Genomic DNA, 22,929 nt, shown 5'->3' with positions numbered 1-22,929 from the left:
CGTGAACGACACCGCAGCGGCGACGCACCTCGGAGACCGCATCCGCATCCCGCGCACGCAGGCGCGCATCGGCGTCGCCCGGCGCGACATCACGCCGCCCGTCGGCATCCGCGCCAAGAACTGGGGCCCGGCCGACTGGGAGCGGTCCGAGGGGGCACACCGGCCGTTCGAGCTGACCGCGCTCGCCGTGGTGGCCGCGGACGGGCGGCCGCGGGTGCTGCTCGCCGTGGACGGCACGTGGTGGCGTCGAGTCGCCGATGAGGAGGGCGTGCGCGGGGCGATCCTCGACGGCCTGGGCCTCGAGCCCGATCAGCTCATGCTCTCCCTCTCGCACACCCACGCCGGGGCCGTGCTGTGCGCCGCGGACGCGCATCTGCCGGGCGGGGAGCTCATCCCCGGGTATCTGGAGGCGCTTGCTGCTGCGGGCATCGCGGCCGGTCGCGAGGCGCGGGAGACCGCCCGACCGGGACTGATCGAGTGGACCACGGGCACGTGCACCCTCGCGGCGGAGCGGGAACTCGACCTCGACGGCCGCGCGCTCGTCGGCTACAACCCCCAGGGCACCGCCGATGACACCGTGACGATCGGCCGGATCAGCATCGACGGGGAGGTGCGGGCGACGCTGGTGAACTACGCCTGCCATCCGACGACCCTGGCCTGGCAGAACCGGGAGGTGTCCCCGGACTACGTCGGCGCGATGCGCGAGATCGTGGAGGCGGCGACCGGTGCGCCGTGCCTGTTCGTGCAGGGGGCCTCGGGCGAGCTGGCCCCGCGGGAGCAGTACACCGGCGACGTCGCCGTGGCCGACCGGCACGGACGCTCACTCGGGCACGCGGTGCTCGCGGCGCTGGACGGCTTGCCCGTACCCGGTGAGGAGCTGACGCTGGACGGTGTCGTGGAGTCGGGTGCTCCGCTCGCGATCTGGACCGGGACTCCGGCGGACGGCGGCGACGGGGCGGCGGGGGTCGTCTCGGCCGTCGAGCTGCCGCTGCGCGACCTGCCCACCCTGGACGAGCTCGCGGAGGAGTGGAAGGACATCGACCCCCGGTCGCGGGAGGAGCGCCTCGGACGGGCCAGGAACCTCCGCGACGGCTACATTGAGGGGCCGACCGTGTCGCATCCGGTGTGGGCCTGGCGGCTCGGTGACGCCGTGATCGTGGGGCACCCGGGCGAGGCCTACTCGCGGTTGCAGACGACCCTGCGGGAGCGGTTCCCCCAGACGCCGATCGTGGTGATGAACCTCACGAACGGTCCGGGGTTCGTGTATCTCCCGACGCGCGAGGCCTACGACCGCGGCGCCTATCAGTCCTGGCAGACCCCCTTGGCTCCCGGTGCCCTGGAGCTCCTGGAGTCCCACGCCGTGTCGGTCGTGGCCGGGTTGCTGGGGTAGTCCCCGTTCGAATCGCCCACTTTGCTCCAATTCCGGCCGAAATCGAACCAGTTGCGCGATTCGAACGGGATAGAGTTGCTATAGCAAATCCCCGAGGTAGAGGAGAGACATGACTGCGCGCCCCGTCGCCATCGTCACCGGAGGCTCGGCCGGCATCGGCTGGGAGATCGGACAGCGGCTCTCCGCGGACGGCTACCTCGTCGTCGCGACCGACCGCGTCCCCGGGCTCACCGCGGGCGAGAACCCCGCCGGCATCCTGTGGCGGGAGCTCGACGTCACCGACCATGCCGCCGTGGACCGGGTCTTCGGCGAGATCGAGGCGGAGCTCGGGTCCATCGAGGTGCTCGTGAACAACGCCGGCATCCAGCGGCACCGCGGGATCGAAGACCTCACGTGGGACGAGTGGTCTGCGGTCGTCGACGTGAACCTGCACGGGGTGTTCTCCGCGCTCCAGGCTGCCGGGAAGCGCATGCTCGCCCGGGGTGAGGGTCGCATCGTCAACATCTCCTCCATCTCCTCCCGGGGCTCCGCGGGACGGGTGCCGTATGCCACGACCAAGGCCGCCGTCATCGGACTCACCTCCACGGCCGGAGCGGAGTGGGCGTCGCGAGGGGTGCGCGTCAACGCGGTGGCCCCGGGCTATGTCGACACCGGGGTGTTCCGACAGGGGGTCGAGCAGGGCACGCTGAGCCTCGACACGATCCTGTCCCGCATCCCCGCGAAGCGCCTGGCCGACGCGAGTGAGATCGCCGCGGCCGTGAGCTTCCTCGTGTCGGACCAGTCGCGCTACATGAACGGGCAGACCCTGTACGTCGACGGCGGCTTCATGGTGGACTACGGCGTGCCCCTCGCGAAGAAGCCGGAATGACCGCCGTCGCCCGGATCGACACGGCCACGGCGGTCCTCCCCCTTCCGGCACCGCTGCAGCTCGGCGCGATGACGGTCACGCGGCGGGAGTACTCCGCGGTGCAGGTGACGGCGGACGACGGCACCACCGGAGTCGCCTACTGCCTGTCGCGCGAGGCCCCGATGGCGGAGATCGTGGAACGCCTGGTGGTTCCGCACGCGGTGGGGCTCGACGCCGACGACCCGGCGGCCGCGTGGGACCGGATGCTCCGCGGCAGCGCGATCGTCGGACGGGTGGGACTCGTGCGGCGGGCGATCGGCCTCGTCGACATCGCCCTGTGGGACATCGCGTCCCGTCGAGCCGGCGTGCCGCTGTGGACCCTGCTCGGCACCGGTAGCGCCCCGCGGGAGGGGATGCTCGTCGCCGCGTATCCGTCTCCGCAGCGCCCGCCGCGGGAGGTCGCGGACGAGGTGCTCGCGCAGGCGGAGGGCTGGGCGCAGGTGAAGATCTCGCGCATTCCCGATCCGGCATACATGCGCGCACTGCTCGCGATCCTCGGCGCGGAGCTGCCGTCGTCGACCGGACTCGTGGTGGACGTGGGCTTCGGCTGGCCCGACGCGGAGGCCGCCGTGACGGAGGTCGCGCAGTGGGGCGACCTGCGCCTGGCCTGGCTGGAGGATCCGCTGCTCCCCGAGGACGCGGCCGGCGTGGCCCGGATCCGCCGGGAGACCGGACTGCCGGTGGCGGTGGGCGACGAGGTGACCGACCCCGCCGTGCTCCGGGCTCTGGTCGAGGTCGGCGAGGTCGACGCGCTGCGCCTCGACGTCGTGGCGATCGGCGGCATCACGCCCGCGCGCGAGCTCATCGCCTGGGCGGCGGAGCGCGGCGTCCCGGTGTCCGGGCACGTGTACCCCGAAGTCACGGCCCACCTCGGCATCCAGGTGGAGACCTTCGCCCGCGGGGTGAATCCCTACGACCCCGCACCCTCGTTCGTCACGGGCGGGCCGCAGTTCGCCGGCACCGTCACGCCGCCCGCTGCTCCGGGGCTCGGCTTCGGCCTCGATCCCGGCGTCTTCCGATTCGAGAGGGACTGACATGACACCTTCCCCGCGCAGCGTCGTGGTCACCGGCAGCGGCAAGGGCATCGGCCGCGCGGTGGCCGCGCGGCTCACCGCCGACGGCTGGATCGTGGTCGGGCTCGAACGCTCGCCCGGCTCCGGGACCGTGGAGGAGGGCATCGTCGCCGAGGTCGTGCTCGGCGACGCCTCCGACCGCACGGCCCATCAGCGCGCGGCGGCCGCGGCGCGCACGAGGGCTCCGCTGGCCGGCTGGGTCAACAACGCCGGCATCACGAAGCGCACGCCGCTGCACGAGCTCGACGAGACCGTCGTGCGCGAGATCGTCGACATCAACGGCTTCGGGTACCTCTGGGGCTGCTCGACGGCCGTGTCCGCATTCCTCGATCAGGGTGTGGCCGGGGCGATCGTGAACATCGGCTCGATCCACGGGCGGTCGAGCTTCGTCGATCACGCCGCCTACGAGTTCACGAAGGGCGGCATCGATGCCCTCAGCCGCAGCGTTGCCGTGACATATGGCGGATTGGGCATACGGGCCAACACCGTCGCACCGGGCGGCGTGCGCACTCCGCATCTGGAGGCGCAGATCGCGCGGGCGGCCGACCCCGCGGCGGAGGAGCGTCTGCTCGCGGAGGGTCCGCCGATGGGACGCATCGCCCGTGCGGAGGAGGTCGCCGCGGTGACGGCGTTCCTGCTCTCCGACGAGGCCCCCTACCTCTCCGGTCAGTCCATTGCGGTCGACGGAGCCTGGACCGCTTCGTTCGGGGACATCGCGCTCGACCCCGCGATGCGGGAGCGCTTCGCGGCGCCGCCCGCTTCCTGAGCTCCTGCCACGCCGATGTCCCCGGTCCGTGCGACGATCCGCTCGTCGACGGGAGGACGGGATGCGCGGGGAAGCGACGGTTCTGCACGCCGATCTCGATGCGTTCTACGCCTCGGTCGAGCAGCGTGATGCGCCGGAGCTCCGCGGGCGTCCGGTGATCGTCGGTGGCGGGGTCGTGCTGGCCGCGAGCTACGAGGCCAAGGCACGGGGCGTCCGCGCCGCGATGGGCGGCCGGCAGGCGCGGGAGCTGTGCCCCGACGCCGTCGTCGTCCCGCCGCGGATGGAGGCCTATTCCGCGGCCAGCAAGGACGTCTTCCGCATCTTCCGCGACACCACCCCGCTCGTGGAAGGTCTCTCCATCGACGAGGCGTTCCTCGAGGTCGGCGGACTGCGGCGCATCGCCGGCACTCCCGAGACCATCGCGGTGCGCTTGCGGGAGCGCGTGCGCGCCGAGGCGGGCCTGGCGATCTCGGTCGGCGTCGCCCGCACGAAGTTCCTCGCGAAGGTCGCGAGTGCGGTGAGCAAACCCGACGGGCTCCTCGTCGTCGAGCCGACCGGGAGGAGGAGTTCCTGCTGCCGCTCCCCGTCGAGCGGCTGTGGGGCGTCGGCGCGGTGACGGCCGAGAAGCTGCACCGCTACGGCATCCGCACGGTCGGCGAGCTCGCGGAGCTCGAGGCCGCGACCGCGGAGCGGATGCTCGGAAAGGCGACCGGAGCGCACGTCCATGCTCTCGCCCGTCTGCGGGACCCCCGCCCCGTGGACACGACCAGGCGCCGGGGATCGATCGGGTCGCAGCGGGCGCTCGGCGTCCGTCCGCGGTCGCCGGAGGAGCTCGACGTCATCCTCACCCAGATCGTCGACCGGCTCGCGCGGCGTCTCCGGGACGGCGACCGCGTGTGCCGCACAGTGGTGCTGCGGCTGCGCTTCGGCGACTTCACGAAGGCCACCCGTTCCCGGTCGCTGCGGGCGCCGACCGACCGCACCGCGCTGGTGCTCGCCGTCGCCCGCACGCTCCTCGCCGCGGCGCAACCCGAGATCAGCGGCCGCGGCATCACTCTGCTCGGCCTCTCGCTCACCCAGCTCGACGCGGCGGACAGCGTCCCGCCCGAGCTGCCGATCGACTGGGGCGACGAGTCCCGCCTCGACACCGTGCTCGACACGCTCCGCGACCGCTACGGCTCCGCCTCGGTCTCCCGCGCCGCGCAGCTCGGCCGCGACCCCGGTTGGTCGTCTCCGGTCCTGCCGGAGCACCACTGACCTTTCGAATCGCCTGACTGGTCCCATCTCGGCCGGAAATACAGCCAATCGGGCGATTCGAAGCGGGTCAGGCCTTGAGCATCGACGCCCGCGAGATCACGCCGTCGACCACGTCGAACGTCGCGATGGTCTCCGTGGCGACGCCGGCGTTGATGACCCGCTCCTGCGCGACGACCCAGCGGGAGCCGAACAGGACGCTCGTGTCGATCACGCAGGAGAGCTCCGGGTTCTGCAGCCGCGGCTCGTAGAAGGCGCGGATCGCGGCCGACCCGACGAGGGGCTCCGGCGCGACCCCGGTGACCACGGCATCGTCGGCATAGGTCGCGACGAAGGCGTCGAGGTCGTGGGCGTTGAAGGCGTCGAGCTGCGCCTGCACGGTGTCGAGGGCAGAACGGTCCTGGGCGGTGCGGTCAGTCAATGCGAACTCCTCCGTTGACGTCGTAGGTGGCTCCGGTGATAAAGCGGGCCCGCTCCGAGGCGAGCGACGCGATGATCCAGGCGACGTCCTCCGGCTGACCGAACGCGCCGAGGGGGATGCCCGACTCGAGCTTCGCGCGGCCTTCGCCCTGGAGCTGATCCGTGATCGCGCTGGCGACCGGGCCGGGCGTGACGGCGTTGACGCGGATGCCCTCGGCGGCGAGGTGCCGGGCGAAGCTGCGGGTGATCGCGAGGATCGCCCCCTTGCTGGCCGCGTAGTGGATGCCCGTCTGCAGCGCGCCGACCTGCCCGGCGATCGAGGCGATGTTGATGACCGAGCGGTCGCCGTCGGCGGCCCGGAGCAGGGGGAGCGCCGCGCGGGTGAGCAGGAAGGTGCCGCGGGCGTTCGTCTCCAGGACGAAGTCCCACTCCTCGATGTCGATCTCGGGGTACGGGGTGTAGGGGCAGACGCCGCCGTTGTTGACGAGGACGTGCAGGTCGTCCCACGCCGCCGTGATCTCGGCGATGAGCGCCGCAATGGAGTCGGGATCGCGGAGGTCGAGGCGCGACACGTGGACGTCCGGGGAGCCCGCCGCGCGGCACTCCTCCGCCACGCGGACGGCTTCGGCCTCGCGTCCGGCGTAGGTGATCCAGAGGGCGACGCCCTCGCGGGCGAGTTCGAGGGCGGCGGCGGTTCCGATGCCGGAACTGGCGCCCGTGACGAGTGCGCGGCGAACAGTCATGCCTAAACGCTATAGCAAGAAACGGTCTCGCGACAGCAGCTGTACGCGAGCTTGCTAGATGCTATAGCATCGCATCCATGACCGCGCCGCTCATCCTCGTCACCGACTGCGACCTCCCCGGGACCGTCATCGAAGACACCCTCCGCGCCGCCGGCCTCCGTGCGGAACGGGCCGCCTCCGGGAGCCCGGACGACATCGCCGCCGCCGGAGCCGACGCCGAGGCGCTGGTCGTGCAGTGGGCGCGCATCGACGGCCCCCTCATGGACCGCCTGCCGAACCTCCGCTTCATCAGCCGTGTCGGCATCGGCTACGACATGATCGACGTCGAGGCCGCCACGGCCCGCGGCATCGCCGTCGCGAACACGCCGAGCTACTGCATCGAAGAGGTCGCCGCGCACACGGTCGCGATGATCATGACCCAGGCGCGCGGCCTCTCCGCCTACGACCGGGCCGTGCGGGAGGGCGTCTGGAAGGCCGTCGACGCCCGGCCGCTCGCCGTGCGACCGTCCTCCACCACCGTGTCCGTGCTCGGGTTCGGGCGCATCGGATCGATCGTCGCACGCGGGTGCCGGGCGCTCGGCTTCCGCGTGCTCGTCGCCGACCCGTACGCTCCCGACGACGCCGTGCGCGACGCGGGCTGCGAGCCCGTCGACATCCCGTCGGCGATCGCCCGCGCCGACATCCTCACGCTGCACGTGCCGCTGACGGACGAGACCCGCCACCTGATCGACGCTGCGGCCCTGGCGACGATGAAGCGGGACGCGGTGGTCGTGAATACCTGCCGCGGCCCGCTCATCGACGAGGACGCACTGGCCGCCGCGCTCCGCGACGGCCGGCTCGCCGGTGCCGCCCTCGACGTCTTCGCGGAGGAGCCGCTCCCCGGCACGTCCCCGCTGCGGGCGCTCGACACCGTGCTGCTCACGCCGCACGCCGCCTGGTACTCCCCGGAGGCCCTGGCGGATCTTCCCGTGCACGCCGCCGAGAACGTGATCCGCTCGCTCGCCGGTGAGGCCGTGCCCATCGTCAACCCGGCCTTCGCCGCCGCGCGCTGAGAGGACTCCCATGGAACTGCTGCGACTCGGCGCGATCGGCCACGAGCGACCCTACGTCCGCGATGACGAGGGTGTGGTGCGCGATCTCGGCTCCCTGACCCGCGACATCGACGGCGCCTTCCTCGCCGCAGACGGCATCGCCCGCGTGCGGGCGGCGCTCGCGGACGGCTCCCTGCCGCAGGTGGAGACCACGGGGCTGCGCGTCGGTGCCCCCGTGGCGCGGCCGACCGCGATGATCTGCATCGGCCAGAACTACGCGGCGCACGCGGCGGAGTCCGGCGCCGAGCCGCCCGCACACCCGGTGGTGTTCTTCAAGCACCCGAACACGGTCGTGGGTCCGGACGACGTCGTGCTCCTGCCACCGGGCGCCGAGAAGGTCGACTGGGAGGTCGAGCTCGCGGTCGTCATCGGCCGCACGGCGCGGTACCTGCCCTCCGTCGAGGCCGCGCGCGACGTGATCGCCGGCTACACCATCTCGAACGACGTGTCCGAGCGGGCGTATCAGCTCGAGGTCTCCGGCGGACAGTGGTCGAAGGGGAAGTGCTCCGAGACGTTCAACCCCCTCGGCCCCGCGCTGGTGCCCGCCGACGAGGTCGACCCTCAGGCGCTGCACCTGCGGTCCTTCGTGAACGGCGAGCCGCGGCAGGACTCCTCCACCGCCGACATGATCTTCCCCGTGCTGCAGCTGGTGCACGAGCTCAGTCACTACCTCGTGCTCGAACCCGGCGACGTCATCAACACCGGCACTCCACAGGGTGTCGCGCTGTCCGGACGCTTCCCGTACCTTCAGGACGGCGACGAGATGACCATCGAGATCGAGCGGCTCGGCCGCCAGCACCAGCGCACGGAGCGGGTCCGTCTCGGGTGAGGCCTGTGCCCGGGGCACGGTTCCTTTCGCTGAGTGCAACCGTGTCCCGGGTAGAGGCCTCTCCCATCGCTGTCGCCCAGGCAGGCGTGCGCTCAGGCATCCGCGCCAGCTCAGGCGAGTGGAGGGGAAAGGTGCCTGATGCCGCGCGGACGCCTGAACCCGCGGGCGGGTCAGCCGGCGAAGGGGAGGACCGGGAGGCCGTGCACCCCGGGACGCACCGCGAAGACCGACCCCGCGGCGGTGCCGTGATCGGACGGCAGGCCCTGCGCGGAGGTCGTGATGAAGAGCGTGCCGAGGTCGTCGCCGCCGAACGTGCAGGCACTGACCTGGGGCACCGGCAGCACGATGTCCTCGCGCACGGCCCCGGATGCCTCGAACCCCCGCACGCGGCTCCCGCCCCACAGCGCGACCCAGACACTGCCGTCTGCGGCGACCGTGAGGCCGTCGGGCACGCCGTCGTCTTCGGGGATGTGCGCGAACACCCGGCGCCCGCGGAGGTCGCCCTCGGTCACGTCGAACACGTCGATCCGGCCGGTGTCGGTGTCCACGTAGTAGACGCGGCGGCCGTCCGGGGAGTAGCTGACACCGTTGGACGAGGTCACCCGGGGGAGCACCGTGGTCACGTCGAGGGCGGCGTCGATGCGCAGCACGGTCCCTGCGCCTTCGGTGGAGTCCGTGGACATCGACCCGGCCAGGAGCCGTCCCCGGGGGTCGCAGCAGCCGTCGTTCATGCGCACCGGGCCGCCGTCGAGCAGGGTCGCGACGGGACGGGCCTCCGCGTCGGGACCGTCGGCGAGGTACAGGGTGCGCGCGCCCACCGCCACGAAGCCCCCGGACGTCCGCGGACGGAAGAACGCGAGGTACTCGTCGTCGACGTGCTGGCGGACGATCTCGTCGCCGCGGAGGGTGAGCAGGTCGCCCGCGTCGCCGTCGACCCAGCGCAGGCCGCCCCACCCGGGCCACCAGACCGGGGCCTCGGCGTGCACGGCGACCGGGCCGGTCACGTTCTCGGGAGTCATGCGCCCTCCGCCGTCCGTCGAGGGTCGGTCACGGGCAGCGGCTGCGGGACGGGGCCGGCATGATCCGCCGCTGCGGCAGGGGCGGACGGAAGCTCCTTCGCCACCTGCTTCTCGAGCACGGTCACGGCCTCGTCGGAGAGCAGGATGAGGCCGTCGAGCTCCTCGCGCACCCGCTTGTACGCGATGTTCCGCTCCGACTGCGTCGCCGACTCGTCCACGGCGACCTTGAGGAGCTGCTGCGCGCGGTCGAGGCGCTTGCGCTCGGCCTCGGTGAAGGTCGAGTCGCGCAGCCGCCGGGCGTCCTTCTCCGCGATCTCGAACGCGACCGCGTAGTCGCCGACGGCCTGCAGGTACTCCGCGATCTGGTGCTCCGCGAGCTTCGCGTCGGCGGAGGCCGGACGCAGCGCGTCCGCGGTCTTCTTCGCGCGGAGGAAGGCGGCCGTGAGCGGCTGGCGGCCGTCGCTCATCGCGGGGAAGGCGATGAGCTTGGCGACGTCGAGCTCGTAGTCCAACCAGCGCGCGGTGATCTCGTCGTGCTCGGCGAAGAGGCGGGCGAGCAGGTCGTCGGGCGCCACCGCCGCGGTCGTGTCGACGACGGTGGGACCCCGGTGCTTCGCCTGTCGCGCGGCAGCGCGCGCCTCGATCTCGGCGGTCTTGACCTGCGCCTTCATGCGCAGGGCCTCCAGCCGGCGCTCGTGCCGGCGCTTGGAGCCGCGCTCCCAGGCCTTGGCGACCCCGCCGGCCATGCCCATGATCGGGAAGACGAGCCACCAGTAGTCACCCGCGAAGTTCCAGAAGCCCCGGATGAACTCGTCCATGATGGGTTCAGCCTACTGCGCGACGGCGGGTCGCCGGGGGCCCGCACGAGAGGGAGGGCGGCCGCATGAAGAGCGTCGGCATCGTCGGAATCGAGAACAGCCACGCCACGGAGATCGTCCGCTTCCTGAACGCCGAGGCCACGGACGTGCCCGTGCGGATCACGGCCCTCGTGGCAGGAGAGCCGGAGCGCACGCGGGAGCTGACGGCACTCGGCGGCATCCAACGCGTCGTCGAGGAGGCGGCCGCGCTCCTCGGCACGGTGGACGCGCTCATCGTGACCGCCCGCGACGGTGCCGATCACCGCGCCCTCGCCGTCCCCTTCCTGGAAGCCGGGGTGCCGGTCTGGGTCGACAAGCCGCTCGCGACCGGTGTCGTCGATGCCGACGCGATCCTGGCGGCCGCGCAGCGTGGGCGGGCTCCCGTCACCTCATCGTCCACGCTCCGCTGGCTCGCGGACACCGCCGAACTCGTGGCGGAGGCGGCCCGCATCGGGGAGGTCCAGGCGGTCACCGTCACGGGGCCGGCCGATCCGGACAGCCCGTACAGCGGCATCTTCTTCTACGGCATCCACATCGCCGATCTCGCCCAGGTGCTGCGGCCCGGCGCCGCGGAGGACGTCGAGGTGCAGTTCCTGCCGGCCGGCGTCGTCGCGCGCTACCGGGTCGGCGGGGTGCCGGTGACGCTGGAGTTCGTGCGGCCGGACGACGACCGGCAGGTGCCGTTCCGGGCGACCGTCGTCGGCCGCCGGGGCATCGCGAGCCGGGAGGTCCCGATCGGCCCCGGGTATGTACGACCCGGCGTCCGCGCCTTCGCCCGAATGCTGGAGACCGGTGAGTTTCCGGTTCCCGCGTCCGAGATGCGCGCTCCGATCGCCCTGCTCGAGAAGGTCGCCGAGGCCCTCGCCTCCCGCTGATCCGGGCACAGCTTCGGAGATCGGGCACGCCGTCCACAGGTCCCGTGCGGCGGCGTGTCGCCCGCGGTCTCCGAAGTGTCGTGCCCGGGGTCGGAGTCAGGCCTTCGTGAGGTCCTGCGCGAGCATGAGGATGATCCCGCTGGGGCCGCGGAGGTAGGTCAGCCGGTAGATGTCGCGGTAGTTCGCGACGCCGCGCAGGGGGTGGAATCCGTGCCGGGCGGCGATGGCGAGGGAGGCATCGATGTCGTCGACGGAGAAAGCGATCCGGTGCATGCCGATCTCGTTCGGCCGCGTCGGCTCCGTCTCGATCGCCTCGGGGTGGATGTACTCGAACAGCTCGACCTGCCCGTGCCCGTCCGGGGTCTGCAGCACGGCGATCCGCGCGTGGTTCCCGTCGAGCCCGACCGCGGTGGACGCCCACTCCCCGCTGACCTCGTCGCGTCCGACCACGGAGAGCCCCAGGTCGGTGAAGAAGGCGATGGTGGCGTCGAGGTCGCGCACGGCGATCCCGATGTTCTCGAAGGCGATGGCCATGCCCGCGATGCTACTCCGGCGTCAACGACCCAGCTTCTCGGCGCAGGCCACGCAGTACTCCGCGAACGGCCGCACCTCCAGGCGCTCCGGGGGGATGGGCCGCCCGCAGCGCGCGCAGATGCCGTAGGTCCCGGCGTCCATCCGCACCAGCGCCTCGTCCACCTGGCGGAGCTCCGCCTGCGCCGCCTCGGCGAGCCCCGACAGCCGCGACCACTCCGAGGAGAGCGTCACCCCCTCCGGGTCGTGCTCGTCGTCGTCGTTCGAGCCCTCGCGGTCGTGCATGAGCTCGGCGAGCGTGGCCGCCGTCGCCGTGACGCGGGTTTCGGCCTCGGCGCGGCGCTCTTCCAACAGCGCTCGCAGATCCATCCGCCCACTCTAGGCCCGCCCGGCGACACGCGCGTCGTCGCCGGATCAGGCGTCCGCGCGGATTCAGGCGACACCGGCCGCAGGTGCCTGAACTCCCGCGCCTGCCTGTCCTCGCCAGACAGCCTGCAGCCGCGACCGCTCGCGCAGGATCAGGCATCCCCGCGGATTCAGGCGACACTGGTGACAGGTGCCTGAACCCGCGCGGACGCCTGAACCCGCGCGCGAACGCGACTCAGCCGCGGGTGCGCGGGGGCTCCACAGTGGGCACGGAGTCGGTATGCACGCTGGGGTGATCCCGCTCCAGCGCCGCGCCCTCCATGTCGACGTTCGGGATGATGCGGTCGAGCCACTTCGGCAGCCACCAGGCCGAGCGTCCGAGCAGGTGCATGAGTGCGGGCATCAGCAGCATCCGCACCACGAACGCGTCGAGCAGCACGCCGAACGCGAGACCGAACCCGATGGACCGGATGATGGTCGACTCCGAGAACACGAACCCGCCGAACACCGACACCATGATGAGCGCGGCCGCGATGACCACCGAGCGCCCGGCCCGGAAGCCCTGTGCCACGGCATCGCGCGCGGAGGCGCCGTGCACATAGGCCTCCCGCATCCCCGACGCGAGGAAGAGCTGGTAGTCCATGGCCAGTCCGAACAGGATGCCGACGAGGATCACCGGCAGGAAGCTCAGGATCGGACCGGTGCTGTGCAACCCGATGAGATCGGCGCCCCACCCCCACTGGAACACCGCGACGATGAGACCGTACGTCGCGAACAGCGACAGCACGAACCCTCCCGTGGCGATGAGCGGCACGAGCAGCGAGCGGAACACGACGACCATGATGAGCAGCGAGAGGCCCACGACGACCACGAGGTACAGCGGGAGCACGCTCGCCAGCGCCTCGGAGATGTCGATGTTGGTGGCAGCCTGACCGGCGACGCCGAGGGTGATGCCGCCGTCGATCTCGGGGAGACCCCGCAGGTCCTGCACCAGCTTCTCGGTGGAGGCGCTGTTCGGGCCTTCGGCGGGCAGCACCTGGAAGGCGAGGAGCGTGTTGTCGTCCGACGTGGCGATGGGGGCGACCGCGACCACGTCGTCCTGCTCGGCGATCTTCTCCGCGACGGTCACCTGGGTGGCCAGCAGGTCGTCGTCGCTCACGGCGTCGTCGAGGGTCGCGGTCACCAGGAGCGGCCCGTTCGCGCCCTCGCCGAACTGCTCGTCGACGGTCTGGAACGCGCGGTAGCTGGTGGAGTCGGCGGGTTCGCTCGACCCGTCCGGGAGGCCGAGGCGCATCGACATCGCGGGGATCGCGATCACGAGCAGCGCGACGACGCTGACGAGGGCGGTGACGACCGCGCGCAGCGTCGACATCCGGCGCACGGGCTTCCCGGCCGCGTGCTCCTGGCCGATGGTCGCCCGCGCCTTGCGGCCGAGCAGGCGGGTGCCGACGAGGCCGAGGATCGCCGGGGCGAGGGTCACGGCCACGAGCACGGCGACCGCGACGCAGACCGCGCCCACCGTGCCCATGAGGCCGAGGAACGGCACGCCCGTCACGTTGAGGGCGAGGAGCGCGACGATGACCGTGGTCCCTGCGAACACCACCGCGGTGCCGGAGGTGCCGGTGGCCAGACCGATGGACTCGCGCACGGGCGACCCGGCCAGCAGCTGCTTGCGGTGCCGGTTCACGATGAAGAGGGAGTAGTCGATGCCGACCGCGAGCCCCAGCATCACGCCGAGGACGGGAGTGACCGAGGCCATGTCGACGACGCCGGAGAACGCGAGCGACGCCGTGACGCCCACGCCGACGCCGACCACGGCGGTGACGATGGGCAGGGCCGCACCGATCAGCGAACCGAGCATGACGATGAGCACGACCGCGGCGAACGCGAGACCGATGGCCTCGCCGACGCCGAAGATCTCCGGCACGCCCTGGGCGATGTCGGTGCCGAAGTCGACCGTGACGCCGTCGATCTCCTCGTCCTGGAAGTGGGCGATGGTGCTCTGCTTGGTCTCTTCGGCGAGCTCCAGGCGCGGGTCGACGAAGGAGACGTTGACGATCGCCGTGGAGCCGTCCTCCGAGACGACGCCGATGCCGTCCGCGAGGTCGAGGAGGGTCGTACCGAGCTCCAGCTGCTCCGCGCTGTCGGCGAGCTCGGCGCGGTTCTCGTCGATGGTGTCCTGCTGCGCGTCGAGCTGGGCGAGCTGGGCGTTCAGCGCCGCGAGCTGCGCGTCGAGCGCGGCGGTCTGCTGCGGCGGCGCGCCGGCGGCTTCCGCCTGCGCGCGCGCCCCTTCGAGCTGGGTGATCCCGGCCTCGAGCTGTGCCCGACCGTCGTCGAGCTGGGCCTGGCCGGCGTCGAGCTGCGCGCGGCCGTCGTCGAGCTGGGCCTGGCCGTCTGTCAGCTCCTTCGCCTGCTCGTCCTGCTGTCGCTGGGCGTCGAACGGGTCGACGACGGAGGCCACGCCGTCGAGGTCTTCCGCGCTCGCGGCGAGGTCGGAGATCGCCTGCTTCTGCTCGTCGGTGAAGGGCTCGCCGTCGTCCGTCCGATAGACCACGGTCCCGGTGCCGCCGGCGGTGTCCGACAGCTTGTCGGCGAGCTGATCGGTGACCTCGCCGGAGGCGGTGCCGGGGATGTCGAAGCTGTTGCTCAGCGTGCCGCCGAAGGTGAGGAAGGCGCCGACGCCGAACCCGAGGATCAGCACCCAGGAGACGATCACCGTCCACGCCCTGCGCGCAGCGAAAGAACCCAGACGGAACAGCAGTGAAGCCACGTGATCTCCTTCAGACGAAAAGAGCATACGGCACGTCTCGTCTAGGGATCTGTGGCTATCCTGAACGCATGGTGAACGAGCATCGCAGCGGCCCTGTGCGCAGCACGGCGGCCCGCGAGGCGATCCTCGACGCGACGGCCCGGCTCTTCCACAATCAGGGGTACGACCGGCTCACGATCGAGGGCATCGCCAAGGAGGCCAAGGTCGGCAAGCAGACCATCTACCGCTGGTGGCCGTCGCGCGGCGCCCTCATCGGGGAGTGCCTGGCCGAGGGACGCCTCATCCCCGTGGACTTCGTCGTGCCGGACACCGGAGACCTCTCCGCCGACGTGGAGACCTGGCTGCGGAGCGTCCTGTCGATCCTCGAGAAGCCCCAGGGCGGCGTGCTGCTGCGGTCGCTCGTGGCCGCGGCCACGGAGGACGCCTCGGTCGGCGCGCACCTCGGGGAGAGCCTCGGGGTGGAGAAGTACCTGTCGGAGCGTCTCCGCGGCGGCATCCGCGACGGTCAACTGCCGGAGGACGCCCCGGTGGAGCAGCTCGGCCGCGCGATCCTCGGGGCCATCATCGTGGAGTCCCTCGGCCGCGAGGCCCACGATCCGGGTTCCGTCGTCGCCCTGACCCGCTACCTCTTCGCTCACTGAGGTCGCGGATCCGCACGAGGTCGCACGGATTCATGGAATCCCCGCGACCCGGGTGCGAATCTGCGACGCGGGCCCGGATCAGCCGAGGAGCAGGGTGAGCACGGTCGCGCCACCGCCACCGAGGATCAGTGCCACGATGACCGTCCACGCGATGATGCGGATGCGCCGGTTGCGCTTCTCGCCGAGGTCGCCGTAGTCCTCGCTGAGGCCGTCGCCGCTCATCAGGCCACCGGCTCCGTGACGGTCGGACCGAAGTACGACGGCAGCGTGGCCTGCGAGCGCTCGCGGAGCTCGGCGGCCGAGACGATGAAGACGTCCTGCACCTCGAGCTGCGGCTCGCTGTCCGTGACGCCGATGCGGGCGACCGGGTAGCCGCGGCCCTCGCAGAGCCCGCGGAACTTCACGTCGTCCTCGCGGGGAACGGTCACGATCACGCGGCCGGTCGACTCGGAGAACAGGGCCGTCGCGGCGTCCACGCCATCGCGCTCGATGATCTCGTTGAGCCAGACGCGGGCGCCGACGCCGAAGCGCATGACGCCCTCGGCCAGGGCCTGCGCGAGACCACCTTCGGAGAGGTCGTGCGCCGAGGAGATGAGCCACTCGTCCCGGGCCGCGGCGAGCAGTCCGGCGAGGCGCTTCTCGCCCGCGAGGTCGACCTTCGGCGGGCGGCCACCGAGGTGCTGGTGCACGACCTCGGCCCATGCCGAACCGGAGAGCTCGGTCGACGTGGTGCCGAGCAGGTAGATGTTCTGCCCCTCGTCCTGCCAGCCCGACGGGATGCGGCGCGAGACGTCGTCGATGATGCCGAGCACGCCGACGAGCGGGGTCGGGTGGATCGGCACGTCGCCGGTCTGGTTGTAGAACGAGACGTTGCCGCCGGTGACGGGGGTGCCCAGTTCGTAGCAGCCGTCCGCGAGGCCGTCGACGGTCTGGCCGAACTGCCACATGACCTCGGGGTTCTCGGGAGAGCCGAAGTTGAGGCAGTCGGTGATGGCGGTCGGCACGGCACCGGTCACCGCGACGTTCCGGTACGCCTCGGCGAGCGCGAGCTGCGCGCCGGCATACGGGTCGAGCTGGCAGTAACGGCCGTTGGCGTCGGTCGCGATGGAGAAGCCCAGGCCGGACTCCTCGTCCACGCGGATCATGCCGGCATCGTCGGGGAAGCTCAGGGCCGTGTTGCCGAGCACGTAGTAGTCGTACTGGTTCGTGATCCAGCTCGTGTCGGCGAGGTTCGGGGAGGCGACGAGGGCGAGGAACTGCTCGCGCAGCGTCTCGGGGTCGTTCGCGCGCGGCAGGTTCTCGGCGGCGTCGGCCTGCAGGGCGTCGATCCACGTCGGGTAGGCGACGGGGCGGTCGTAGACGGGGCCGTCGACCGCGACGGTCGAGGGGTCGACATCGACGATGCGCTCGCCCTGCCAGTCGATGATGAGGCGCCCGTCGCCGGTGACCTCGCCGAGCACGGAGGTCTCGACCTCCCACTTGTTCACGACGGCCAGGAAGGCGTCGAGCTTCTCGGGGGCGACGATCGCCATCATGCGCTCCTGCGACTCCGACATGAGGATCTCCTCGGCCGTGAGCGTGGGGTCGCGGAGCAGCACGTTGTCGAGCGACACCTTCATGCCGCTGTTGCCGTTGGCCGCGAGCTCGCTGGTCGCGCAGGAGATGCCGGCGGCACCGAGGTCCTGGATCGCCTCGACGAGCTCGCCGCGGTAGAGCTCCAGACAGCACTCGATGAGCACCTTCTCGGCGAACGGGTCGCCCACCTGCACCGCGGGGCGCTTGGTCGGGCCGCCGTCGGCGAACGTGTCGGAGGCCAGGATGCTCGCGCCGCCGATGCCGTCGCCACCCGTGCGGGCGCCGAACAGCACGACCTTGTTGCCGACGCCGGTCGCGTTGGCGAGCTTGAGGTCTTCGTGACGCAGCACGCCCACCGCGAGCGCGTTCACGAGCGGGTTCGCCTGGTAGACGGAATCGAAGACGGTCTCGCCGCCGATGTTCGGAAGACCCAGGCAGTTGCCGTAGAAGCTGATGCCGCTGGTCACGCCGTGCACGACGCGGGCGGTGTCGGGGTGGTCGATCGCACCGAAGCGCAGCGCGTCCATGACGGCGACAGGGCGGGCGCCCATCGAGATGATGTCGCGGACGATGCCGCCGACGCCGGTCGCCGCGCCCTGGAAGGGCTCGATGAACGACGGGTGGTTGTGCGACTCGGCCTTGAAGGTGACGGCCCAGCCCTCGCCGACGTCGACGACGCCCGCGTTCTGGCCCATGCCCACCATGAGGCGTTCCTTCATCTCGTCGGAGACCTTCTGGCCGAAGCGGCGCAGGTAGTTCTTGCTCGACTTGTAGGAGCAGTGCTCCGACCACATCACCGAGTACATCGCCAGCTCGCCCGAGGTGGGGCGGCGGCCGAGGATCTCCTTGATGCGCGCGTACTCGTCGTCCTTGAGCCCGAGGGCGCCGTACGGCTGCTCCTTGTCGGGGGTCGCGATCGCGTTCTCGACGGAGTCGGGGACGTGCTGGGGGGAAGGTGCAGGGGCGGTGGTCACGCGCACTCCAAAGGAAGGGGCCGGCGGGGCGTCTTCAGTCTACCGGCGCGGTCGGGGCCGTTCTCTCGTGCGTGCTGTCGGACGGGGTCGGCGTCAGGAGGAGGAGTGCGCTGCCGCGAACCGCTGCGCCAGCATCCCCGCCGCCCCGCGCAGCGCCTCGGGTCCGACCACCGCGAACGGCGCGTCGAACCGGGCCACCGCGGCGAGCACACCCGTCCACGACCAGGAGCCGACCGTGACGCGGCACGAGTCGTCCGACAGGGGCACCACGGCGCCGTCTCCGACCCACGACGCCACGTCCCGTGCGGGCACGGCGATGTCCACCACGCCCGTGCACGGCCAGCGGTCCTCGGTCGTCGAGCCCTTGGCGCGGGCGGCGAGGAAGGTCTGCGCGTCCGCGGCGGGCAGAGGTCGCGGCGTGAAGGAGGGGCCGGTCGGCGTCCGCGGCCGCAGTCGATCGAGGCGGTACGTGCGCCAGTCGGCCGCGTCGAGGTCCCAGGCCAGCAGGTACCAGCGGCCCTCGCGCGCCACGACGGCATGAGGCTCAGTGCGCCGTGGCGGGCGGTCTCGTTCGGAGCCGTAGTCGAAGCGGAGCACCTTCCGGTCGCGTACCGCCGCGCTCGCCGCCTCCAGCACGGCCGGATCGGCGCGGACCTCGGCGGGCGCTCCGGTGAAGCGGATCCCGTCGATGCGGTGGCGCAGGCGTGAGGGCATGACCTGACGGACGGTCGCGAGCGCGCGCTGTGCGGCCTCGGTGACCTCGACCCCGGTCGCGCTCGCACTCTGCAGGGCCACGGCGATCGCCACGGCCTGCTCGTCGTCGAACAGGAGCGGCGGCATATCCGACCCCGCTTCGAGGCGATAGCCGCCGTACGGGCCCTTGCTGGATCCGATGCGGTAGCCGAGCGCGCGCAGTCGATCGACGTCGCGGCGCACCGTGCGGGGCGTGACGCCGAGACGGTCGGCGAGTTCCCCGCCCGGCCAGTCGCGCGTCGCCTGCAACAGGGACAGCAGTGCGAGCATGCGCGACGAGCTTCCGGTCATGGCTCCATTCTGCGGCGGAAAGAGGACAGAAACAGACCTCTACTGCTGTGACGGTGGGATCACACGGTCCGATCGGCGGACCGGGACACGGAGGACACCATGACTCTCACGACCACCACCCACCTCAACTTCCGCGGCACGGCTCGACAGGCACTCGACTTCTACGGGTCGGTCTTCGGCGGCGAGGTGACCGCGGCGACCTACGGGCAGTTCGGGATGCCGGACGGGGTCCCCGGGTTCGACAAGCTCGTGTTCGGGCAGCTCGACGGGCCCGTGCGCCTGATGGCGTATGACGTCCCGGGCGCGGACGACGCGGACGACGCGGCCGCGACTGCCGGCTCCACCCGTCGCGAGAACGGGATGACGATCACGGACCGCTCCTTCTTCCAGTCGCTGCGGGCGAGCTCCCTGGATGAGCTGCAGCCCGTCTGGGACGGCCTCGCCGAGGGTGCGACCGTGATCGAGCCTCTCGCCGCCTCCGCGTGGTCCGCCGGTTTCGGCATGCTCACCGACCGCTTCGGCGTGACCTGGGTCCTCGACGTCGCCTGACCCCGTTTGGATGCTCGACCCGGCCCCGTGCGGTCGACCCGGCCCTCTGCGGTCGTCCGCAACGGGCCGGGATGCGCGGAAGGGGGCGGGTCGGCGCCCCCGGGCGACATGACATGTCAAGGGCCTCTCGATCGTCGGTCGCTCGACGTAGAAAGGAGGAGACGAAAGGCAGGGCATGGCCGCAGGAGACATCGAGACCTTCTCGCGCAACGGCATCTGGTTCAACCGGATCCAGGGCGAGTCGCACACGCTGGGCAGCAGCTTCGAGTCGATGGAGGAGGCGGTGAAGGTCGGCCGCGGCGCGGCGACAGCGCGTCAGGTGCAGCATTTCGTGCGCACCGAGGAGGGGCCGTCCGACGACGTGGCCCCGAACGAGGCGCACCCGCGCGACCTCATGTGGTGAATCGCGGATGATCCTGCAGGTCTGCGCGAACGGTGCCAGGGACGTCGCAGAGCATCCGTGGCTGAGCGCCGACGAGACGGTCGTGGCCCAGGACGCCGCGGCGGCCGTGGATGCCGGTGCCGCAGAGATCCATGTGCATGCGAAGGACGCTGCCGGCCGCGACTCCCTGGCGCCCGAGGATGTGCGGCGGTGGCTCGGGGCCGTCCGCGCCGCTGCGCCCGGAGTACCCGTGGGCGTGACGACCGGAGCCTGGGCCGAGCCGGACGTGACGCGACGACTCGCGGCCATCGAGGGCTGGACGGAACTCCCTGACTACGCCTCCGTGAACTGGCACGAGGCCGGAGCCGACGAGGTGGCCGCGGCGCTGCATCGACGAGGGATCGGCGTGGAAGCGGGCATCTGGGACGCGGCGGGGCTCGAGGCGTGGCGGGTCTCCCCGGTCCGCGGCGCGTGCCTGCGCGTGCTCGTGGAGCTTCCCGCGGAGGCCGCCGACGTCGTCCGTCCGCACGCGGAGGGGTTGATCGCCCACGTGACGCGCGAGGAGCCCGACCTGCCGATCCTGCTGCACGGCGAGGAGCTGTCGGCTTGGCCCGCCCTCGACCTTTCCGGGGAGCTCGGCCTCGATACGCGGATCGGCCTGGAGGACACGCTCCTCCTCCCGGACGGCACCGACGCCCCGAGCAACGCCGCCCTCGTCCGCGCCGCCCGCGCCCGCCTCCCCCGCGCCTAGCTCGGCCACCTTCGCGTCTCCCCCGTCGCGCGGCGCCGGTGCGGGTGCAGAAACGTCCCTCTCTCCGGGGTTTCCGGCCCCTTTTCGCACTCCACATCTCAGGCCCGCTCGTGCGAGTGCAGAACCGTGCCTCACCGCGCGGACTCCCGCCCGGTTTCGCACTCTCCATGGCCGGACGGCACGCCCTGCCGCGGGCGCGAAACCGCTCTTCGGATGGCGGGCTCCGGCCCGTTCTTGCACCTCGCACCCCGTGGACTGCACCCGGCCCCTTGAGTGCGGGTGCAGAACCGCACCTCCCGTCGCCGGTTCCGGGGCGTTCTCGCACTCCGCTTCGGAAGGCGGCGGTCCGAACCGTGTCGGGGCCTTCCCGAGGAGCACGACCGTCCCTACGCTGGAGCGATGTTCGCCGGTGCCTCCGTCTTCTTCCTCCTCGTCTACGTGGTCGTCCCGCTCCTCGCGCTGCTGCTCCTGTGGTTGATCATCTACTCGGCGGTCCGGGCGGCGCTGACGGCGCATCGCCGCGCCCTCGCCGCGGAGCGCACCACCGCGCCGGATACGCCCTGATCCTTCGCATCCAGCGCTCTCGCGCCCGCATGCCTCGCCCCTGACGTCAGGTGCAGGCGCAGAACCGCTCCTCCCGCCAACCGGCTCGGGCACGTTTCTGCGCTTCCGTGCACGGGTCCCGTCCGGGACTCCGGTGCGGGTGCAGAAACACCCCCGGCCTCGCCGGTACCGGAGCGTTTTCGAACTCCCCAGCGGGTGCGCGCCACTCGACCTCAGTGCGAGTGCAGAAACGGCCTTGGTCTCGCCGACCCGGGAAGGTTTTCGAACTCGCCAACGGCGTGCACGCCACTCTGCCCCGCTGCGGGCCCAGTAACGCCCCTCCCACCGCCCGCCCCGGAGCGTTTTCGCGCTCCGCACCCCGCACCCCGGATCCCGCACGAAAGCCCCGGACTCACCCGGCGCTCCACCCGCTCCAGTCGGGACGGTCCACGATGCAGAAGCGGTTCCCCTCGGGATCCTCCATGATGATGTAGTCGGCGTCGTCGGGCCGACCGTCCCAGTGCACCTCCCGCGCTCCGAGCCCGGCGAGGCGCTCCACCTCGGCAGCCTGGTCCTCCGCGTAGATGTCGAGGTGGATGCGCGGCGGCAGCACACGCTCCGAGTGGTGCGCGTCGAGCGCGATACACGGTGCGTCGGCGTCGCGGGGTTTGAGTACGACCCAGTCGTCCTCCGCGGGGTCCCGTTCGACGTAGTCGAGGGCGGCCTTCCAGAACGCGGTCTGGGCCGGGAGGTCGTCCACGCGGATCACGATCGACACGATCTTCAACATGCCCGTGAGGGTACGGCGACGGAAGGTGTCCGCGGAGGGGCTTGCGCCGCCGCGGGGGATCAGCTTCCGGAACGGCCGAAGTCGCTCGTGAGCCACTCCTCGACCGACGCGAACGGGAACTCCCGCGCCGTAAACGCCCCCGGCACCGTCCGCACCTCCCGCATCCGATCGAGCCGGAACAGCCGCCAGTCGTCGCGGTCGATGTCGAACCCGACCACGTACCACCGCCCTCCGCGGAGGACATGGCGATGCGGCGCGATCACCCGCTCCGAAGTGCGGTCGTGCTGGTCGGTATAGGTGAAGGCGACGCGAGCACCCTGGGCGACCGCATCCGCGAGCGTCCCGACCGCAGCCCACGCCGCGGGCGCCGACTCTGCGCGGAGGATCTGCGTGGACAACGCCGTCGCCGCGGCCCGTCGTCGGAGGCCCGGCGGGAGGACCTGCTCGATCTTCCCGCGGGCGACGGCGGCGGCCGGGTCTTCCGGGCTCCACGCTTCGAGGACGAGCAGCCCGGTGATGATCGCGGTCACGTCGTCGGCGTCCAGGAGCAGCGGCGGGATGCGCGTCCCCGGTCGCAGGCGATAGACGGCGCCGGGGCCGGGTCGGGAGTGCACGTCGTAGCCGAGGTCGCGCAGGCGCTGCATATCGCGGCGGACCGTCCGCGGGCTCACCGCGAGGCGGGCGGCGAGGTCGGGCACGCTCCACTCGCCGCCGGTCTGCAGCAGAGACAGCAGATGGAGGGTGCGGTGCGAGGGGGCGTCCACGGCTCCATCATCGCGCAAGATGCGG

24 protein-coding genes and 1 pseudogene are annotated in these 22,929 nt (G+C 71.8%); 13 read left to right on the top strand and 12 right to left on the bottom strand.

The annotated features are described in order from the left end of the window. Position 1 precedes the first annotated feature (1 nt). The 5 genes and pseudogenes from ACIQID_RS09655 to dinB all read left to right on the top strand — a co-directional run bounded on the left by ACIQID_RS09655 (position 2) and on the right by dinB (position 5,393). Positions 2 to 1,390 carry a hypothetical protein gene (locus tag ACIQID_RS09655; RefSeq protein ID WP_400284277.1) on the top strand — a complete coding sequence of 463 codons (1,389 nt, stop codon included), beginning with the start codon at positions 2 to 4 and terminating at the stop codon, positions 1,388 to 1,390. Positions 1,391 to 1,499: 109 nt separating this feature from the next. Continuing rightward, positions 1,500 to 2,258 (top strand): SDR family NAD(P)-dependent oxidoreductase, encoded by a 759-nt coding sequence (locus ACIQID_RS09650; RefSeq protein WP_400284274.1) that lies wholly within the window; start codon positions 1,500 to 1,502, stop codon positions 2,256 to 2,258. Beyond that, positions 2,255 to 3,331: an enolase C-terminal domain-like protein gene (locus ACIQID_RS09645; RefSeq protein WP_400284271.1), complete on the top strand. Its 1,077-nt coding sequence runs from the start codon at positions 2,255 to 2,257 to the stop codon at positions 3,329 to 3,331. The genes ACIQID_RS09650 and ACIQID_RS09645 overlap by 4 nt, the downstream gene beginning before the upstream one ends. Before the next feature lies 1 nt (position 3,332). Continuing rightward, complete coding sequence (locus tag ACIQID_RS09640) at positions 3,333 to 4,136, top strand: SDR family NAD(P)-dependent oxidoreductase (RefSeq protein WP_400284268.1); 804 nt, start codon at positions 3,333 to 3,335, stop codon at positions 4,134 to 4,136. 61 nt (positions 4,137 to 4,197) lie between these two features. Then, a pseudogene (gene dinB, locus ACIQID_RS09635) lies at positions 4,198 to 5,393 on the top strand (DNA polymerase IV). A gap of 67 nt (positions 5,394 to 5,460) precedes the next feature. Here the strand turns inward: dinB and ACIQID_RS09630 are convergent. Next, positions 5,461 to 5,811: a nuclear transport factor 2 family protein gene (locus ACIQID_RS09630; protein ID WP_062633303.1), complete on the bottom strand. Its 351-nt coding sequence runs from the start codon at positions 5,809 to 5,811 to the stop codon at positions 5,461 to 5,463. Continuing rightward, positions 5,804 to 6,553: an SDR family NAD(P)-dependent oxidoreductase gene (locus tag ACIQID_RS09625; protein ID WP_105949046.1), complete on the bottom strand. Its 750-nt coding sequence runs from the start codon at positions 6,551 to 6,553 to the stop codon at positions 5,804 to 5,806. The genes ACIQID_RS09630 and ACIQID_RS09625 overlap by 8 nt, the downstream gene beginning before the upstream one ends. 77 nt (positions 6,554 to 6,630) lie before the next feature. Here ACIQID_RS09625 and ACIQID_RS09620 point away from each other — a divergent pair, with 77 nt between their 5' ends. Continuing rightward, complete coding sequence (locus tag ACIQID_RS09620; protein WP_312674163.1) at positions 6,631 to 7,605, top strand: C-terminal binding protein; 975 nt, start codon at positions 6,631 to 6,633, stop codon at positions 7,603 to 7,605. A 10-nt stretch (positions 7,606 to 7,615) separates the two neighbouring features. After that, on the top strand, positions 7,616 to 8,473 hold the full coding sequence (locus tag ACIQID_RS09615) for a fumarylacetoacetate hydrolase family protein (RefSeq protein WP_400284263.1): 858 nt from the start codon (positions 7,616 to 7,618) through the stop codon (positions 8,471 to 8,473). 170 nt (positions 8,474 to 8,643) lie between these two features. Here ACIQID_RS09615 and ACIQID_RS09610 read toward each other — a convergent pair whose 3' ends face one another. Then, the gene (locus tag ACIQID_RS09610) at positions 8,644 to 9,492 is read right to left on the bottom strand and encodes an SMP-30/gluconolactonase/LRE family protein (RefSeq protein ID WP_400284260.1); all 849 of its coding nucleotides are present in this window, start codon (positions 9,490 to 9,492) and stop codon (positions 8,644 to 8,646) included. After that, positions 9,489 to 10,310: a hypothetical protein gene (locus tag ACIQID_RS09605; RefSeq protein ID WP_400284257.1), complete on the bottom strand. Its 822-nt coding sequence runs from the start codon at positions 10,308 to 10,310 to the stop codon at positions 9,489 to 9,491. Before ACIQID_RS09605 ends, ACIQID_RS09610 begins: the two co-directional genes overlap by 4 nt. A gap of 65 nt (positions 10,311 to 10,375) precedes the next feature. Between ACIQID_RS09605 and ACIQID_RS09600 the strand changes: the two genes are divergently transcribed. After that, on the top strand, positions 10,376 to 11,224 hold the full coding sequence (locus ACIQID_RS09600; protein WP_400284254.1) for a Gfo/Idh/MocA family protein: 849 nt from the start codon (positions 10,376 to 10,378) through the stop codon (positions 11,222 to 11,224). 96 nt (positions 11,225 to 11,320) lie between these two features. Here ACIQID_RS09600 and ACIQID_RS09595 read toward each other — a convergent pair whose 3' ends face one another. From ACIQID_RS09595 to ACIQID_RS09585, 3 genes are all read right to left on the bottom strand, one after another. Next, positions 11,321 to 11,758 (bottom strand): VOC family protein, encoded by a 438-nt coding sequence (locus ACIQID_RS09595; protein WP_400284251.1) that lies wholly within the window; start codon positions 11,756 to 11,758, stop codon positions 11,321 to 11,323. Positions 11,759 to 11,779: 21 nt separating this feature from the next. Then, positions 11,780 to 12,124 carry a TraR/DksA family transcriptional regulator gene (locus tag ACIQID_RS09590; RefSeq protein WP_400284248.1) on the bottom strand — a complete coding sequence of 115 codons (345 nt, stop codon included), beginning with the start codon at positions 12,122 to 12,124 and terminating at the stop codon, positions 11,780 to 11,782. A 232-nt stretch (positions 12,125 to 12,356) separates the two neighbouring features. Then, positions 12,357 to 14,891 (bottom strand): MMPL family transporter, encoded by a 2,535-nt coding sequence (locus ACIQID_RS09585; protein ID WP_400284245.1) that lies wholly within the window; start codon positions 14,889 to 14,891, stop codon positions 12,357 to 12,359. 68 nt (positions 14,892 to 14,959) lie between these two features. On the opposite strand from ACIQID_RS09585, the gene ACIQID_RS09580 reads away from it, so the two are divergent. Beyond that, positions 14,960 to 15,532, top strand: a complete 573-nt coding sequence (locus ACIQID_RS09580; protein WP_312674150.1) for a TetR/AcrR family transcriptional regulator — start codon at positions 14,960 to 14,962, stop codon at positions 15,530 to 15,532. 78 nt (positions 15,533 to 15,610) lie between these two features. On the opposite strand, the gene ACIQID_RS09575 is transcribed toward ACIQID_RS09580, so the two are convergent. From ACIQID_RS09575 to ACIQID_RS09565, 3 genes are all read right to left on the bottom strand, one after another. Next, on the bottom strand, positions 15,611 to 15,754 hold the full coding sequence (locus ACIQID_RS09575) for a hypothetical protein (protein WP_017202962.1): 144 nt from the start codon (positions 15,752 to 15,754) through the stop codon (positions 15,611 to 15,613). Beyond that, positions 15,754 to 18,081: a phosphoribosylformylglycinamidine synthase subunit PurL gene (gene purL / locus ACIQID_RS09570; RefSeq protein ID WP_400284240.1), complete on the bottom strand. Its 2,328-nt coding sequence runs from the start codon at positions 18,079 to 18,081 to the stop codon at positions 15,754 to 15,756. Before purL ends, ACIQID_RS09575 begins: the two co-directional genes overlap by 1 nt. Positions 18,082 to 18,174: 93 nt before the next feature. Continuing rightward, positions 18,175 to 19,125, bottom strand: coding sequence for a helix-turn-helix transcriptional regulator (locus tag ACIQID_RS09565; RefSeq protein WP_400284237.1), 951 nt, complete (start codon positions 19,123 to 19,125; stop codon positions 18,175 to 18,177). A 99-nt stretch (positions 19,126 to 19,224) separates the two neighbouring features. Here ACIQID_RS09565 and ACIQID_RS09560 point away from each other — a divergent pair, with 99 nt between their 5' ends. The 4 genes from ACIQID_RS09560 (at position 19,225) to ACIQID_RS09545 (ending at position 21,371) form a co-directional block, all read left to right on the top strand. After that, positions 19,225 to 19,674 carry a VOC family protein gene (locus ACIQID_RS09560; RefSeq protein WP_400284234.1) on the top strand — a complete coding sequence of 150 codons (450 nt, stop codon included), beginning with the start codon at positions 19,225 to 19,227 and terminating at the stop codon, positions 19,672 to 19,674. A gap of 175 nt (positions 19,675 to 19,849) precedes the next feature. After that, the gene (locus ACIQID_RS09555) at positions 19,850 to 20,077 is read left to right on the top strand and encodes a hypothetical protein (RefSeq protein WP_025104100.1); all 228 of its coding nucleotides are present in this window, start codon (positions 19,850 to 19,852) and stop codon (positions 20,075 to 20,077) included. A 7-nt stretch (positions 20,078 to 20,084) separates the two neighbouring features. Beyond that, complete coding sequence (locus tag ACIQID_RS09550; RefSeq protein WP_400284230.1) at positions 20,085 to 20,807, top strand: 3-keto-5-aminohexanoate cleavage protein; 723 nt, start codon at positions 20,085 to 20,087, stop codon at positions 20,805 to 20,807. A gap of 399 nt (positions 20,808 to 21,206) precedes the next feature. Further along, complete coding sequence (locus ACIQID_RS09545) at positions 21,207 to 21,371, top strand: hypothetical protein (protein ID WP_157544407.1); 165 nt, start codon at positions 21,207 to 21,209, stop codon at positions 21,369 to 21,371. A 391-nt stretch (positions 21,372 to 21,762) separates the two neighbouring features. Here ACIQID_RS09545 and ACIQID_RS09540 read toward each other — a convergent pair whose 3' ends face one another. Both ACIQID_RS09540 and ACIQID_RS09535 read right to left on the bottom strand, forming a co-directional pair. Further along, entirely contained in the window at positions 21,763 to 22,140 is a 378-nt protein-coding gene (locus tag ACIQID_RS09540; RefSeq protein ID WP_400284226.1) for a VOC family protein, read from the bottom strand. 59 nt (positions 22,141 to 22,199) lie between these two features. Then, on the bottom strand, positions 22,200 to 22,904 hold the full coding sequence (locus ACIQID_RS09535; RefSeq protein WP_400284223.1) for a helix-turn-helix transcriptional regulator: 705 nt from the start codon (positions 22,902 to 22,904) through the stop codon (positions 22,200 to 22,202). Positions 22,905 to 22,929 lie beyond the last annotated feature (25 nt).

The sequence above is a fragment of the Microbacterium sp. NPDC091676 genome (assembly GCF_044756645.1).
GTDB classification, from domain to species: Bacteria; Actinomycetota; Actinomycetes; order Actinomycetales; family Microbacteriaceae; genus Microbacterium; species Microbacterium paraoxydans_D.
Note: the sequence above shows the minus strand (reverse complement) of the source record. Positions and strands in the feature narration are given on the sequence as shown.